Source organism: Lentzea sp. NPDC102401, assembly GCF_044765805.1.
Lineage (GTDB): Bacteria > Actinomycetota > Actinomycetes > Mycobacteriales > Pseudonocardiaceae > Lentzea > Lentzea sokolovensis.
Window position 1 is genome coordinate 153,707 of record NZ_JBIWKS010000014.1, and the last position, 13,317, is coordinate 167,023.

At 68.6% G+C, this 13,317-nt stretch carries 17 protein-coding genes and 1 tRNA gene; 11 read left to right on the top strand and 7 right to left on the bottom strand.

From position 1 onward, the window contains the following. The first annotated feature begins 1 nt into the window (after window position 1). Window positions 2-526: a hypothetical protein gene (locus ACIRG5_RS38205; RefSeq protein ID WP_402914261.1), complete on the top strand. Its 525-nt coding sequence runs from the start codon at window positions 2-4 to the stop codon at window positions 524-526. Here ACIRG5_RS38205 and ACIRG5_RS38210 read toward each other — a convergent pair. Next, window positions 504-1,667 carry an MFS transporter gene (locus ACIRG5_RS38210; RefSeq protein ID WP_402914263.1) on the bottom strand — a complete coding sequence of 388 codons (1,164 nt, stop codon included), beginning with the start codon at window positions 1,665-1,667 and terminating at the stop codon, window positions 504-506. The two genes, ACIRG5_RS38205 and ACIRG5_RS38210, sit on opposite strands and share 23 nt — an antisense overlap. 72 nt (window positions 1,668-1,739) lie before the next feature. Between ACIRG5_RS38210 and ACIRG5_RS38215 the strand changes: the two genes are divergently transcribed. From ACIRG5_RS38215 to ACIRG5_RS38225, 3 genes are all read left to right on the top strand, one after another. Next, on the top strand, window positions 1,740-2,819 hold the full coding sequence (locus ACIRG5_RS38215) for a LacI family DNA-binding transcriptional regulator (protein WP_402914265.1): 1,080 nt from the start codon (window positions 1,740-1,742) through the stop codon (window positions 2,817-2,819). 129 nt (window positions 2,820-2,948) lie between these two features. After that, window positions 2,949-3,021: transfer RNA gene (locus ACIRG5_RS38220), tRNA-Arg, on the top strand. 107 nt (window positions 3,022-3,128) lie between these two features. Beyond that, complete coding sequence (locus ACIRG5_RS38225; RefSeq protein WP_402914267.1) at window positions 3,129-3,512, top strand: hypothetical protein; 384 nt, start codon at window positions 3,129-3,131, stop codon at window positions 3,510-3,512. On the opposite strand, the gene ACIRG5_RS38230 is transcribed toward ACIRG5_RS38225, so the two are convergent. After that, on the bottom strand, window positions 3,488-4,291 hold the full coding sequence (locus ACIRG5_RS38230) for an NAD(P)H-binding protein (RefSeq protein ID WP_402914270.1): 804 nt from the start codon (window positions 4,289-4,291) through the stop codon (window positions 3,488-3,490). The genes ACIRG5_RS38225 and ACIRG5_RS38230 overlap by 25 nt on opposite strands. A gap of 88 nt (window positions 4,292-4,379) precedes the next feature. Between ACIRG5_RS38230 and ACIRG5_RS38235 the strand changes: the two genes are divergently transcribed. Beyond that, window positions 4,380-5,141 (top strand): AraC family transcriptional regulator, encoded by a 762-nt coding sequence (locus tag ACIRG5_RS38235; RefSeq protein WP_402914273.1) that lies wholly within the window; start codon window positions 4,380-4,382, stop codon window positions 5,139-5,141. Here the strand turns inward: ACIRG5_RS38235 and ACIRG5_RS38240 are convergent. After that, the gene (locus ACIRG5_RS38240) at window positions 5,098-6,003 is read right to left on the bottom strand and encodes a LysR family transcriptional regulator (protein WP_402914275.1); all 906 of its coding nucleotides are present in this window, start codon (window positions 6,001-6,003) and stop codon (window positions 5,098-5,100) included. The genes ACIRG5_RS38235 and ACIRG5_RS38240 overlap by 44 nt on opposite strands. 43 nt (window positions 6,004-6,046) lie before the next feature. Beyond that, the gene (locus ACIRG5_RS38245; RefSeq protein ID WP_402914278.1) at window positions 6,047-6,838 is read right to left on the bottom strand and encodes a DUF3152 domain-containing protein; all 792 of its coding nucleotides are present in this window, start codon (window positions 6,836-6,838) and stop codon (window positions 6,047-6,049) included. Between the two features lie 80 nt (window positions 6,839-6,918). On the opposite strand from ACIRG5_RS38245, the gene ACIRG5_RS38250 reads away from it, so the two are divergent. Together ACIRG5_RS38250 and ACIRG5_RS38255 are read left to right on the top strand one after the other, a co-directional pair. Continuing rightward, on the top strand, window positions 6,919-7,584 hold the full coding sequence (locus ACIRG5_RS38250) for a response regulator (protein ID WP_402914280.1): 666 nt from the start codon (window positions 6,919-6,921) through the stop codon (window positions 7,582-7,584). Further along, entirely contained in the window at window positions 7,581-9,302 is a 1,722-nt protein-coding gene (locus ACIRG5_RS38255) for a sensor histidine kinase (RefSeq protein WP_402914282.1), read from the top strand. The genes ACIRG5_RS38250 and ACIRG5_RS38255 overlap by 4 nt, the downstream gene beginning before the upstream one ends. Here the strand turns inward: ACIRG5_RS38255 and ACIRG5_RS38260 are convergent. After that, on the bottom strand, window positions 9,283-10,098 hold the full coding sequence (locus ACIRG5_RS38260) for an NAD(P)/FAD-dependent oxidoreductase (RefSeq protein WP_402914284.1): 816 nt from the start codon (window positions 10,096-10,098) through the stop codon (window positions 9,283-9,285). The genes ACIRG5_RS38255 and ACIRG5_RS38260 overlap by 20 nt on opposite strands. Window positions 10,099-10,148: 50 nt before the next feature. On the opposite strand from ACIRG5_RS38260, the gene ACIRG5_RS38265 reads away from it, so the two are divergent. Next, window positions 10,149-10,709 carry a helix-turn-helix domain-containing protein gene (locus tag ACIRG5_RS38265; RefSeq protein WP_402914287.1) on the top strand — a complete coding sequence of 187 codons (561 nt, stop codon included), beginning with the start codon at window positions 10,149-10,151 and terminating at the stop codon, window positions 10,707-10,709. 7 nt (window positions 10,710-10,716) lie between these two features. After that, window positions 10,717-10,986, top strand: coding sequence for a DUF2277 domain-containing protein (locus ACIRG5_RS38270; RefSeq protein WP_402914290.1), 270 nt, complete (start codon window positions 10,717-10,719; stop codon window positions 10,984-10,986). Here ACIRG5_RS38270 and ACIRG5_RS38275 read toward each other — a convergent pair. Next, the gene (locus ACIRG5_RS38275; RefSeq protein WP_402914292.1) at window positions 10,983-11,198 is read right to left on the bottom strand and encodes a hypothetical protein; all 216 of its coding nucleotides are present in this window, start codon (window positions 11,196-11,198) and stop codon (window positions 10,983-10,985) included. The two genes, ACIRG5_RS38270 and ACIRG5_RS38275, sit on opposite strands and share 4 nt — an antisense overlap. Window positions 11,199-11,555: 357 nt before the next feature. On the opposite strand from ACIRG5_RS38275, the gene ACIRG5_RS38280 reads away from it, so the two are divergent. Both ACIRG5_RS38280 and ACIRG5_RS38285 read left to right on the top strand, forming a co-directional pair. Beyond that, on the top strand, window positions 11,556-12,206 hold the full coding sequence (locus ACIRG5_RS38280; RefSeq protein WP_402914295.1) for a hypothetical protein: 651 nt from the start codon (window positions 11,556-11,558) through the stop codon (window positions 12,204-12,206). A 36-nt stretch (window positions 12,207-12,242) separates the two neighbouring features. Next, window positions 12,243-12,674 carry an SMI1/KNR4 family protein gene (locus ACIRG5_RS38285; protein WP_402914297.1) on the top strand — a complete coding sequence of 144 codons (432 nt, stop codon included), beginning with the start codon at window positions 12,243-12,245 and terminating at the stop codon, window positions 12,672-12,674. Here ACIRG5_RS38285 and ACIRG5_RS38290 read toward each other — a convergent pair. Further along, window positions 12,671-13,312: an HNH endonuclease family protein gene (locus ACIRG5_RS38290; protein ID WP_402914300.1), complete on the bottom strand. Its 642-nt coding sequence runs from the start codon at window positions 13,310-13,312 to the stop codon at window positions 12,671-12,673. The genes ACIRG5_RS38285 and ACIRG5_RS38290 overlap by 4 nt on opposite strands. Window positions 13,313-13,317 lie beyond the last annotated feature (5 nt).

Consider the following 13,317-nt stretch of genomic DNA (forward strand, 5'->3'; position numbering starts at 1 on the left):
TGTGAGACGTTCTCTCCTCCTCCTGCCAGTGCTGCTCTCGCTGGCCGGCTGCGCGTACTCGGTCCAGGGCGAACCCGTCGCCGCGCCGCTGCCGCCCCTCCCCATCGCGACGCCGCGCAAGACCGCGGGCGTGGACCCGTGCACCCTGGTGACGGAGAAGGACCTCAAGCCGCTCGGCACGCTCAAGTTCCAGCCCGTGCCCCGCGCCGAACTGGCGAACTCGTGCCTCTACGCGCTCAACGAAGGCCCGTACGTGCTGGTGGCGGTCCCCTACCGGTCGTTCGACGAGTCGAAGAAGTCGCAGACGGCGGGCCGTGAGGTCGACACAGCCAAGCACGCCACCTGGCTCAGTTGCACCCGGCCGGCCGTGGACAAGGACATGGTGTGCACGGCCACCATCGCCGTGACGCGCGACGAGTCGTTGATGGTCGCCATCGGCATGGCCGGTGGCTCCGCCGAGAGCAAGGTGACCTCCGCGCTGGAGCCGATCAGGCAGGAAGCGCTCAAACGGATGCCGCCTGCCTAGCGGCCCTCCTGGCCAGCCACGTCGCCGGGATGATCAGCGCCGTGACGAGCGCCACGAACCCGAGCGACAGCACGAGGGAACTGACGTGCGCGAGCCCGCCCACGATCGGCGGTCCGGCGAGGAAGCCCGTGTAGGCGATCGTCGTGACGAGGCCCAGCTGGCGTTCGCCGCCGCTGCCGTCCGCACGTTTGCCGGTCTCGCTCGCCAGATCCATGACCACCGGGAACGAGAACGCGAGCCCCAGCCCCGCCAGGCCGAACCCGACGTACCCGGCCGCCGGCAACGGGACCACGACGGCGAGCGCCAGCCCCGTTGCGGCGAGGCCACCACCCGCGGCGAGCAGGCGGTGCGGGCCGAGGCGGCGTTGGATCGGTTCGCCGAACCACCGTGCGAGCGCCATCGCGACGGAGAAGCCCGCATAGGCGTAGGCACCTGCCGCGTCTCCCATTCCTCGCTCACGCACCATGAACAACGCCGACCAGTCCGCCGCCGCCCCTTCCGCGATGGCACTGCACAGCGCGACGCTCGCCAACAGCCAGAGGACCGGGCTCTTGAGCACGTTGGCGCGTTCGGCGACTTCTTCCCTATGACGCTCCCCTACTCCTCCGGGGATGTACTTCGCGATGACCGCTGTCACGACAAGGCCCACGCACGCGGCCACGAGGAAGTGCTTCATGGGCGTCCAGTGCGCCTGAGCGGCGGCGGCGCTGCCCAACGAGCCGATGAGACCACCGACGCTGAACCCCGCGTGGAACTGCGGCATCAACGGGCGTTGCAGGGCGCGAACGACGACGACCGCGGCGATGTTCATCGACACGTCCATCATGGCGATGCTCGCGCCTAGTGCGACCAACGTCAGTCCGAACTGCAGCGGTGACTGCGACAAGGCGAGCACGGGCAGAAGCAGCGGACTGAGGAGGCTGCTCGCTATCAGGACTCCACGCGACCCGTAGAGAGCGCAGATCCGTGCCGCCAACGGCGCCGTGAACGCCAGGCCGGCACTCGCCCCGAGCAGCGCCAGACCGAGGCTGCCCACGTCCGCGCCGATCTGCCCGGCGAGTGCCGGCACGCGGGAGGCCCAGGTGCCGAAGACAGCGCCGTTCAACAGGAAGACGACGAACGTGGCAAAGCGCGGAGACATGCGATCCAGCATGACTGAAGCGCTTCAGCAGCGCCACCGATCGGGGTGCGATCTCTCGCATACGATGCGTCCGTGGACTCCGACCGCCGACGCAGGCCGACGCTGGACACCGTCGCCGCGGCCGTAGGGGTCTCCAGGGCAACGGTGTCGAACGCGTACAACCGGCCGGACCAGCTGTCGACGTCGTTGCGCGAACGCATCCTCGAAACGGCGCGGTCTCTCGGCTACTCGGGACCCGACCCGGTCGCCCGCTCGCTGGCGACCCGTTCGTCCGCTGCCGTGGGTTTCATGCTGCCGCAGGGCCTGTCCGGCGCGTTCTCGGATCCGGCCCTGTCGATCGTGCTCGACGGCCTGGCCCAGACGGTCGACGGCCACGACCACAGCCTCGTGCTGATGCCCGGCGACTCCACGGGCGGGCCGCGCCCCTCGATCGTGTCGCGCGCACAGGCGGACGTGATGGTCGCCTACTCACTGCCCGACTCGGCGCCGGCCCTGGACGCCGTCGCCGCCCGCGGACTGCCGCTCGTGGTGATCGACCAGCCGGTGCTGCCGGGCTCGGCGCGAGTCGAGGTGCAGGACTACACCGGCACCTCCGCGGCCGCGGAACACCTGCTGGCACTGGGACACCTGAGGTTCGGCGTGCTGACCTTCGCGCTGCACCCGGACGGAGTATCCGGGCCGGTCTCGCACGAGCGCCGTTCGGCCGTGCCGTTCCGCGTGAGCCGCGACCGCCTGGGCGGCTACCTCGACACTTTGGCAAAAGCCGGGGTGGAACCGGACAATGTTCCGGTGTGGGAGGCGCGCGGCAGTGATCGCGAACTCGGACGTCTCGGCGCGCGGTGGTTGCTCACCCGCACGCCGCGCCCGAGCGCTTTGCTGTGCACGTCGGACCAACTGGCGTTCGGTGCCCTCCAAGCGGCCCGCGATCTGGCGTTGACCGTCCCGGGAGACATTTCGGTCGTCGGCTTCGACGACGTCCCCGAAGCGGCCTACAGCGACCCGCCACTGACTACTGTGCGTCAACCCCTGGCCGACAAGGGCCGCCGAGCCGGCGAACTGGCGCTGAAGTTACTGGCCGGCGGAAGACCGCCACGGCCGACGAGACTCGACGTTTCCCTCGTGGAGAGAGCCTCAACGGCCCCACGGACGTGATCCGCGTCACGTTTAGACAGTTTTCGTCACCCATTTGGACGTAGGGCGGAAACAGTCGATCGACTCCGGACGATGTGTCCGGTGGGGGCACCGGTGGCCACGCGTCGTGGTCACTTTCGCACCCCTCCAGCCTCTGTAGCTCAGTGGAGAGAGCGAGGGACTTCTAATCCCGAGGTCGCAGGTTCGAATCCTGCCAGGGGCGCCTCATCAAGACGGCCTCTGACCTGTGCGAACAGGTCAGAGGCCGTCGTCGTTTTCGATCACGGGCCCACGCCGTGGAGCCACACGCGGAGCTGAATAATCGGGCTCGTGGACAAGACGCGGTTGGGTATTGGGCTGGTCGTCGGTGTGCTCGTGGTGCAAACGGCGGCAAGCCTGCTGTGGAACCCAGACGCGACGCTGACCGGCATCGCCCTCGCCTTCAATGCCGTGGCCGCGGTGTCGGTGTTTCTCTTCGTGCGGCGAGGTGGGCAGGCGGCCTGGGTGGTGGCCGGGTGGTGTGCCGGGTTCTTCGGGTGGCACGTGCTGGGGCTCGGTGAGCTGGCCGGCTGGTGGACGACCGGGCTGGACGCCGTGTTCCTCGTCGGGGGCGGGTACCAGGTGTCGGTCGTCTATCAGGCGGTGATGGCCACGGCTGCCGGGTTTGCCGTGCACCTGTTGTTGCCTCGTCAGCGCCAGGTTTCGGAGACGTAGGTCTCGAAGCTGGTGGCCGGGCGGTTCAGGAGGCTGGCGATGTCGTCGGTCGGGGTGGCCAGATGGCCGTTGCGCATGGCCTCGAACATGCCGTTCAGTTCGGTGGCCACCTCTTCTGGGGCTCCTTGGGCGAGCAGGGTCTCCCGGTATTCGGCCGGGGTGAGTTTCACCAGGTCGATGGGGCGGCTGGTGGCTGCGGCGATCTGGGACACCGCGGCGGCGAAGGTGACTCCTTCCGGGCCGGTCAGGTCGTAGGTCTGGCCCTGGTGGTCGTCTGTGGTGAGGGCCAGGGCGGCTACCTCGGCGATGTCCTGGACGTCCACGAACGGTTCCGGGGTGTCGTCCACGGGCAGGGAGAGGCGGCCTGCCTCGATTTCGGGCTGCCAGACCTCCTCGGAGAAGTTCTGGTTGAAGTTGTTGGCTCGCAGGACGGTCCAGGCGAGGTCGCTCGCGCGGACGGCCTTCTCGGCGGCGTGCATGCCCTGGAAGACGTCCGGTGGGGTCTTGTCCAGGCCGCGGCCGGAGAGCAGGACGAGGCGGCGGACGCCAGATGTTGCCGCCTGCTCGACGAACGGGGCCGCGGCCGACGGGTCTTCCGGGGCGATCAGGTAGATGGCGGTGGCGCCGTGCAGGAACTGTTTCCAGGTCGACGGGTCGTTCCAGTCGAAGCCGGTGGCGCGGGAGGCCTTGCGGGACTTCAGACCGGCGGCTTCGAGGGTGCGGACGACGCGGCGGCCCGTCTTGCCGGTCACGCCCAGGACCAGGATCTCTTCAGTCATGTTCTCAGCCAACCCGCGTGGGCCGGGAGAGGACATGGGTGAGAGTTCATCGATGATGTTCGATCGTTCGGGCCGTATCGTGGACGGCATGGAGCCGTTCGACGAACTGCTGCGCGGGGTGCGCGCGGATGGCGCTGGGGTGCGCCGGACCGAGATCGACGGAACGCGGGTGTTGCCGGGACTCACCTTGTACGCGGTGGCGTCCGGTGAGATCAGTGTGCGCGGGCAGACCGCCAGGGCCGGGGACATCCTTGTGGTTCAGGAGTCCGTTGCGGCGCAAGGGCGTGCGTCGGTGGTGAGCGGGACGTACGAGGTCACGGGAGCCGTGGCGCAGCGGCTCACGGCGGTGTTGCCGAACGCGTTGGTGGCACCGGGTACGGACGGATGTGCGGAGTTCTACGGGTCCGTTGACACCGATGGGCCGAGAGTCGTCATGGATCGGTTGCTGGACTGGCTGATGGTGTGCGCGCTCAAGGAGTGGTTCGACCGCGAGCACGGCGACGGGTGGCTGGGGGCCCAGGCCGACGTGGTGGTCGGGCCCGTCCTCGCGGCGATGCACGCGAGTCCCGAACGGGCCTGGACGCTCGCCCTGCTGGCCAAGGAGGCCGGGGTGGCGCGGACGACGCTGGCGAGCAGGTTCGCGAAGCTGGTCGGGGTGCCGCCGCTGACGTACCTCACCGAGTGGCGGATGGCGCTGGCCGCGGATCTGCTGGCCGAGTCGTCGGCGACCGTGGCGTCGGTGGCGCGCAAGGTCGGGTACGCGGACGCGTTCGGGTTCAGCGCCGCGTTCAAGCGCGTGCACGGGTTCAGCCCGAGCGAGTGCCGCAGCCGGTGCGCCGCGAGCGCGTGACGTCGAGGCAGCAGCGGACGAAGTCGGTGGCTGCGTCACCGGGGTCCGGCAGCCACGCCACGGCCACCTCGCTGGGGCTCACGCCCCTCACGGGCACGTAGACGATGTCCGGCCGCGAGTAGAAGTGGGACGTGGACGCCGGAACCAGCGCGACGCCGCAGCCGCCGGCGATCGCGCCGAGGAACTCGTCGGGGTGGTCCGTCACGGCACCGACGCGGACCTCGCGACCGTCCCTTTCGGACAAGGCCAGCCAGTGCTCGCGCCAGGTTCCCTTCAGGGCGGGGGCGACGACGACCGGGTCGTCCCACAACTCGTGGAAGTCGATCGAGGACCGGCAGGCCAACGGGTGCGTGGAAGGCATTGCCACGCAACGGGATTCACTGAACAACGTCCGCACACCGAACGCCTCCTCGCCGGGAAAGGGTAATCGCAACAACGCGACGGGCACCTCCGCACCGGCCAGGCCCGCTGTCGGATCCGACCAGGGTGCCTGTTTCAGGTCGACCCGCCAGCCCGGCCGGAGCCTCCCGAACGCCTTGACGATGGCCTGCGTCGCGTCGTTCGCCGCGCTGGCCAGGAAACCGACGCGCAGCACGCGGGCGGCGCTCCTGGTCTCGCTCACCGCCGCGTCCCAGCCCGCGAGCACTGGCGGGACGCGCGCGGCGAGCGCGCGGCCGGCCTCCGTCAGCCTCATCCCGGTGCTGGACCGCGTGAACAGCCGCACACCCAGTTGCGACTCCAGGTGCTTGAGTTGTTTCGTGAGCGATGGTTGTGACACGAAGAGACGGTGCGCCGCGCGCGTGAGGTTGCCCTCCTCGGCGATGGCGGCGAAATATCTCAGCAGCCTCGTGTCCACGTCCATCCCGCCAGGTTATGGAAACGGACATCAACCACAAGTGAGCAGCTCACGGAAAAGGCCACCCGTTCGGCGTGCACACCTTCCCGTCCTGCGGGATGACCGCGCCCTGAGGCACGCCGTCGGTGATGCGGACGATCTCGTCGTTGGACACGCTGAACGTCTGCTGCATCATCACCGGCGCCGGGCCGCCGGCGATGCCACAGGGCTGGTGCCCCTGCCCGAACGCGTGCCCGACCTCGTGGTTGACCATGTACGTGCGGTAGGCGTTCAGGTCAGGCAGGAACGCGACGGCGCCACGGATCCAGCGGGCGGCGCTGAGGAACACGAGGTTACCGTCGCGGCACGAGACGTCGACCGGGATCTCAAAGCCGCACACGTTCCGGGCGGTCTGTTGGGACGTCAGCCGCACGCGCACCGATGCGGAACCGGAGACGCGCTGCACCGAGCGCGCGCCACGAGCAGTCCAGCCACGCGGGTCGGCGAGAGTGGCGTCCACGAACGCCGCGAAGGCCTGTTCGTCGACGGTGATGCCGTTCTCGATCTCGACGGCGTAGGTCCGCAACGGGCCCGTGCCGACGACCGGGCCGTTTCCCGGAACGACGTGGAACGTGCCCGCGCCAGACTCCGGGAACTCGGGGCCGTCGGGCAGGTCCGAGCTGGAGGCGTAGACGCGGGGCGGTGGTGGCGGGAGCGGGGCGGGCGAGGAGGCGACCTCGGCGGGCGTGACGGTCGACGGTGTGGTGGGAGCCGCCGCGGGGGACGTCTCTCCTGCCAGCTGCGTCGTCGTCAGCAGGATCGCGGTCAGCCCGACCGTCGCCAGAGCCAGGTGCACCTTCATGGCGGCAACGCTCGCCGGAACTGATGAAGAACCTGTTTACGTCCCGCTTGACTGTCGTGAAGGCCTGCATACTTCGCACTGTGTGTGCCCACATTCTCGTCGCCGAGGACAACGTTCACCAGGCTGAACTCGTCCGCCGGTACCTGGAGCACGACGGGCATTCCGTGGTGGTCGTGCACGACGGACGGGCGGCGATCGACGAGACGCGGCGCCGCAATCCCGACCTGCTGGTGCTGGACGTGATGATGCCGCTGGTCGACGGCATCGACGTGATGCGCGCGATCCGGGCCGAGTCGGACGTGCCGATCGTGCTGCTCACCGCGCGGTCCACTGAGGACGACGTACTGCTCGGCTTCGACCTGGGCGCGGACGACTACATCACCAAACCGTTCCGTCCACGGCAGATGGTCGCGCGGGTGCGGACGATCCTGCGGCGCACCGGCCGTGCGCGCGAGACGAGCGCCACGGTGCTCAAGGTCGGCGATCTGACCGTCGACCCGATCCGGCACGAAGTCCGCGTCAAGGACGAACTGGTGAGCCTCACGCCCGCCGAGTTCCGGTTGCTGGCCAGGATGGCCGCGCAGCCGCAACGGGTGTTCACGCGTGAGCAGCTCCTCGAAGACGGGTTCATCACCGCACGCACGGTTGACGTGCACATGATGAAGCTTCGACGCAAGATCGAGCAGGACTCGCGCCGGCCGGAACGGCTTCTCACCGTCTACGGCATCGGATACAAGCTGGTATGAAAAGCCTCCTCGTCCGGTTCTTCCTGTTCTCGCTGGTGATCGCGGCCTGCTCGATCGCCGTCACGGCGTGGCTCGCGTCGCAGGCGACGACAGGTGCGATCCGCCAGGAGCAGGGCGACGCGCTCGAGACCGACGCGCAGATCTTCGACGAGCTGGTGCACTACGCGGCCACGCACAAGGACTGGGCCGGTGCGAAGTCCGATGTGGACGGAATCGCGCAGAAGTACGACCGCCGCATCGCGCTGACCGACGGCAACGGCACGACGCTGGTCGACACCGGTGGCAAGAACTCGCCGCAACTGCCCATCACCCCCAAGGCGCTGGTCGACCCGTTGAACGTCAACGGGAAGATCGATCCCAGGGCGGTCGGGCCGTTCAAGCTCGCCGACGAGGAGTACCGCACGCTGCACGCCTACGCCGACCAGCTCCTCCAGTGCACCAGCAACAGGATCACGTTGATGGAGGCGCCCAACGGCCGGCCGCGGCTGTCCAACCTCGGCCCCGGCGAGCTCTCGACCTGGGACGACTGTTCGGTCGGCTACCGGCTCTACACGCTCACGGTGACGGAGAAGGCCGCGTACGGGCAACTCCAGGCCTTGTTTTCGAAGTGCCTCGACCAGCGCGTGCCGTACGGCAGGAACTACGACAAGCCACCCGGTCCTGGTCCCGACAACTTCGACTGGGAGATCACGACCGTCAACGGCGCGCCGCCGGAGGTGGTGGCGTGCATGGACACCTCGCGCCGCGAGCAGCTCAGGCCGTACGTCGCGGCGCCGGCCCAGCTGTTCCTCACCTCACCGACCGGTGACGAGCCGATGGCGATCGACCTCTCGACGACCGGCGCCACCCGGATCACGCTGGTGGCTCTGGGAATTCTCGCGCTCGCCGGGTTCGCGTCGTGGCTCACCGCCACCCAGCTCGTGCGGCCGATCCGAGCTCTCACCGCCGCCACGAAACGCACCGCCGAAGGCGACCGCACGGCACGGGTGGCGGGCGGGGCGGGCGAGATCGGTGAGCTCGCGCGGTCGTTCAACTCCATGTCCGAGAAGCTCGCCGAGACCGAACGCCAGCGGCAGGCCATGGTCAGCGACGTCGCGCACGAGCTGCGCACGCCGTTGGGCAACATCACCGGCTGGCTGGAGGCGACGCAGGACGGGCTGGCCGAACCGGACCCGCACCTGATCGCCATGCTGCTGGAGGAATCCCTTCTCCTGCAACGACTCGTGGACGACCTGCACGACCTCGCCCAGGCCGACGCGGGCACGCTCCGGCTCCACCCCGAACCGATCGCGCTCGACGACGTCGTGGACCAGGTCGTCAACGCGCAGCAGAACCGGGAGATCCTGCTGCGCGCGGAGACCACGCCGGTGCACATCAGCGCGGATCCGGTGCGGCTGCGGCAGGCGCTCGGCAACCTCGTCGCGAACGCCGTGCGCTACAGCCCGCCGGGCGGCGAGGTGGTCGTGAAGCTGTTCCAGTGGCAGGACAGGGCGATCCTGGAGGTCACGGACACCGGCACCGGGATCGCCTCCGACGACCTGCCGCACGTGTTCGACAGGTTCTGGCGCGCGGACAAGTCCCGCAGCCGCCGCACGGGTGGCAGCGGGCTCGGGCTCGCGATCACGCGGCACCTGGTCGAGGCGCACGGCGGCACGGTGTCGGTGACGAGCACTCTCGGCGAGGGCTCGACGTTCCGGATCAGCCTCCCGCGGGCATGAGGCCCAGCAGGTCCATGTTGATCATTCCGGCCGCCTGGGCTCCCTGAGCCGCGGCGACGATCACGATGGCCGTCGGGTCCGTGACGTTGCCCGCCGCGTAGACGCCGGGCACGCTCGTGCGGCCCTTGGCGTCCGTGCGTACGAACGGTCCTGCCATGGTCTCTTCGGTTTCTGCGCCCAACGCGAGCAGGAACTCGTCGCGCGGTTTGACCGGCGCGGAGTACACGAGCGCGTCAGCCGGGATGCGTTCCGAGCCGGAGATCACCGCGACCAGCCGGTCGTCCTCGACCTCGATGCCGTCGACCGCGGGCACGTGGGTGACGTCGTCCGACCACTGCCGGACCAGCTTCACCTTCATCTCCTCGCCGAACACCGCGAGCTTCTGGTCGCGGACCTCGTAGCCGTGGCAGTACGGGCAGCCGAAGACGTCGCGGCCCCAGCGTTCGCGCAGGTTGTCCGGCACCTCGTCGACCAGACCGGTCGCGAACAGCAGGCGCTGGGCGTGCACCGTGCGCTCGGCCAGTTCGACAGCGAACCCGTCGTCGGTCCTGGTCACGCCGCGAACGTCGTCGTTGACGATCTCTCCGCCGTAGCCCTCGACCTCGGCCCGTCCGTGCTTGAGCAGGTCCAACGGCGAGAGGCCATCGCGAGAGAGATAGTTGTGCATGTGCGCGGCCGGCGCGTTGCGCGGCTCGGCACCGTCGACCACGAGCACGCTGCGGCGCGCCCTGGTCAGCATCAGAGCGGCACTCAGTCCGGCCGCTCCCCCACCAATGATCACCACTTCGTACGTCATGCACCAACAGTGCGGTCGACAGTCCAGTTTTGGCAAAGTAAGTTGCCGTTATGGCAACAACCGTGGGGCAACGGCTCGCCGCGCTGCGGGCCGAGCACGAACTGACGCTGGCGTCGCTGTCCGAGATGACGGGCATCTCGAAGTCGACGCTGTCGCGACTGGAGACCGACCAGCGCAAGCCGACGCTGGAGCTGCTGCTGCCGTTGTCGCGGACCTACCAGGTGACCCTGGACGACCTCGTCGGCGCACCGGAGGTGGGCGATCCGCGTGTGCAGATGAAGCCGCGCGAGCTCGACCACGGCCGCGTCGGCATTCCGCTGACCAGGTCGATCGGGCCGTTGCAGGCGTGGAAGATGATCCTCTCCGACGCCGAGTTGCACGAACCGCGCGTGCACGAGGGCTACGAGTGGTTCTACGTGCTGAGCGGGCAGGTCCGGCTGCGGATCGGCGACAAGGAGGTCGTGCTGCGAGCGGGCGAGGTGGCCGAGTTCGACTGCCGCCAGCCGCACGCGCTGAGCAGCGCCGACGGACGGCCCGCCGAGATCATCAGCCTGTTCGGCAAGCAGGGGGAGCGCATCCACACCCGCGCGGCGCCGCCCAACAGGCCATAGTGGAGTCATGTGCCGAAACATCCGGGTGCTCCACAACTTCGAACCGCCCGCCACGTCCGACGAGGTGCAGGCCGCGGCGCTGCAGTACGTGCGGAAGGTGGGCGGTGCGGCCAAACCGTCCGCGGCGAACCAGGCCGCGTACGACAGGGCGGTCGCGGCCGTGGCGGCGGCGACGCAGGAACTGCTCGACGCGCTGGTGACGACCGCGCCGCCCAAGGACCGCGAGGTCGAGGCGGAGAAGGCTCGCGCGCGGTCCGCGGAGCGATACGGACGTTAGCGCGTGACGCGGGTGTCGAGGTACATGCAGATCAGCTTGGCCGCGACGCCCGCGGAGCCGACGATGAAGGCCTGGTCAGGGCCGAGCGTGACGGCGATAGCCCACAGCAGCAGTGCGATCAGCACGAGGATGACCGTCACCTGAGCCGCGTGCGGCCAGGTGCCGGGGTGGGTCAGCCACCTCGCAGACAGCCGCGGCTGCGGAACCTCCACGTCACCCGCTCTATCGGGTGAACGCTCCGCCTTTACCGCCATCGTGCTCCCTCGCCGTGATTCCTCCTGACGAACCCATTCTGCTGAGTTGATCTTCTACGGAGTGTTACTTCCGCTGGTCTTGCGGTGAGCGTTCGGTGAGCGTCGGCGAACGGCAGACGAACGGTCATCTGTGTGATCGGTTGCCGGTCCGTCACCGTCCGTTTACCGATTGCGATCTAGGTCGCAACTCTACGTGTCACCCACTCGGGTGACTGTTCGACACAAAGTGACCGTTGCACCGTTCGGAGCAGCGCCGTTTTTGTCAGACCCCTCGGATAACGTCAGGTGAAGCTCGCGGTACGAGGGGAGAAAACGTTGCCGGACAACAACGTCAGCGTCACCGCACTGTCGTTCACCGAGTACGTCATGAGCGGTCAGCGTGGACGCATCAACATCGTGTCGGAACAGCGGGGGATGTACCTGGCCTCCGATACCAGGGTGTGCGGGTTCTACAACCCGATCCGCGACGCCATGCGACGAGCGGTCAACTCGACGGAGCCGGAGATCGAGCTCAAGAAGGCGATCATGAACGCCAACCGCACGGGCCAGCCGCGGGCGTTCGAGGAGATCGCCGACGGCTTCCTGCCCTGGCTGACGGCCTTCAAGGCGACCGGGGTGCCGGTGGAGGGCGCCACCTACCGCGCCGGTGAGCTGACCTTGAAGGTGCGGCCGCACCTGGGGCTGCGCAAGAAGGACGGCACGACCTACGCGGTGCTCGTGCACGCCAAGGAGCTGCCGCTGACCAGGGAGGCGGCGAACGTCGGGCTGCGGATCCTGCAGCACACGGTCGCGGACACGCTGCCCGGCGCCGTCCCGCTGGTGCTCGACGCGCGGCGCGGCAAGGCGTACCAGATGCCGGCGCGCACGAACCTCGGGAAGCTCGACGTGCTGATCGCGGCCGAGGCCATGGGGTACGTGACGCACTGGAAGCTGTCCGGCCTGTTCGAGTCCGTCCAGGTCGGCTAGGGGGAAGAGTTGTCGGGGAGTGCGGACCTTCTCAGGTTGCTCAGGCAGGAGCCGAAGGGTGTGCCCGAGCAGGCGTGGGCGGAGGCCGAGGAGCACCTGGGGTTCGTGTTCCCCGATGATTACAAGCACCTGATGTCGGCGCTCGGCAACGGTGTCTTCGACCACGTCGTCGAGGTGATCTCGCCCGTCGCCGACGAGGACTCGCTCAGCAACTACCTGAGCGATGCGTACGACACTCCGGACGGCCTGGTTCCGTGGGGCAGGGCCGATCGCGGCTGCATCCTGTTCTGGCGCGCCGAGGGTCCACCCGACGAGTGGACGATCACTTTCGGCGACGCGGATTTCCGCGAGTGGGAGAGCTATGACGGGCCGATGACCGCGTTCCTGCACGACCTGCTCACCGGGAAGATCACGAGCAGACTCATCGAGTTCACACCGACCCCGAACCCCGGGTTCTGGCCGAGTTAACAGGTCTGGAGCAGGACGGCCAAGGCGTCGTGCTCGGCCTGGTCGACGGTCAGCTTGTAGCTGATCTTCACCGAGATCCAGTGCTGCGCGTACGTGCAGCCGTAGGCCGCGACCGGCGGCTTCCACTTCGCCGGGTCCTGGTCGCCCTTGGAGCGGTTGGACTTCGCGGTCACGGCGAGGAGCTGGATGCCGCCGAGGTCGTTGGCGAACGCCTTGCGCTCGTCGTCGGTCCACTTGTCGGCGCCGGAGCGCCACGCTTCCGCGAGGGGCACGGTGTGGTCGATGTCGACCTCGCCGGCGTCCTTGATCACCACGCCGTCGTAGGCGCTGTTCCAGGTGCCGGAGACCGCCTTGCAGTCCTTGTCCTGCTTGACGTCGGTGCCCTGCTTCTGCAGCACGATCTCCCTGGTGTCACAGGAGTTTCCCTGCGAGGCCCAGTGCGGGAAGCGGTCGCGGCTGTAGCCGGTCATCTTGCTCTCCGGCGCGATCTTCAACGCGGCGAGGTCCGACGAACCGGTCGGAACGGGCGCGGGCGTGTTGGGCGGATTCTCCTGGGAAGACTGGAGATTCGTGAGGTACCAACCCACTGCCACGAGCAGCACGAAGACCACCAGTGACGTCACCGCCGCACGATTCATGCGGC

Bases quoted from the DNA above. Each gene is read 5' to 3' on its own strand.
- ACIRG5_RS38255 (WP_402914282.1), top strand. From the start codon at position 7,581: ATGAAAAGCCTCCTCGTCCGGTTCTTCCTGTTCTCGCTGGTGATCGCG.
- ACIRG5_RS38235 (WP_402914273.1), top strand. From the start codon at position 4,380: ATGGAGCCGTTCGACGAACTGCTGCGCGGGGTGCGCGCGGATGGCGCT.
- ACIRG5_RS38260 (WP_402914284.1), bottom strand. From the start codon at position 10,098: ATGACGTACGAAGTGGTGATCATTGGTGGGGGAGCGGCCGGACTGAGT.
- ACIRG5_RS38230 (WP_402914270.1), bottom strand. From the start codon at position 4,291: ATGACTGAAGAGATCCTGGTCCTGGGCGTGACCGGCAAGACGGGCCGC.
- ACIRG5_RS38210 (WP_402914263.1), bottom strand. From the start codon at position 1,667: ATGTCTCCGCGCTTTGCCACGTTCGTCGTCTTCCTGTTGAACGGCGCT.
- ACIRG5_RS38265 (WP_402914287.1), top strand. From the start codon at position 10,149: ATGGCAACAACCGTGGGGCAACGGCTCGCCGCGCTGCGGGCCGAGCAC.
- ACIRG5_RS38270 (WP_402914290.1), top strand. From the start codon at position 10,717: ATGTGCCGAAACATCCGGGTGCTCCACAACTTCGAACCGCCCGCCACG.
- ACIRG5_RS38290 (WP_402914300.1), bottom strand. From the start codon at position 13,312: ATGAATCGTGCGGCGGTGACGTCACTGGTGGTCTTCGTGCTGCTCGTG.
- ACIRG5_RS38245 (WP_402914278.1), bottom strand. From the start codon at position 6,838: ATGAAGGTGCACCTGGCTCTGGCGACGGTCGGGCTGACCGCGATCCTG.
- ACIRG5_RS38240 (WP_402914275.1), bottom strand. From the start codon at position 6,003: ATGGACGTGGACACGAGGCTGCTGAGATATTTCGCCGCCATCGCCGAG.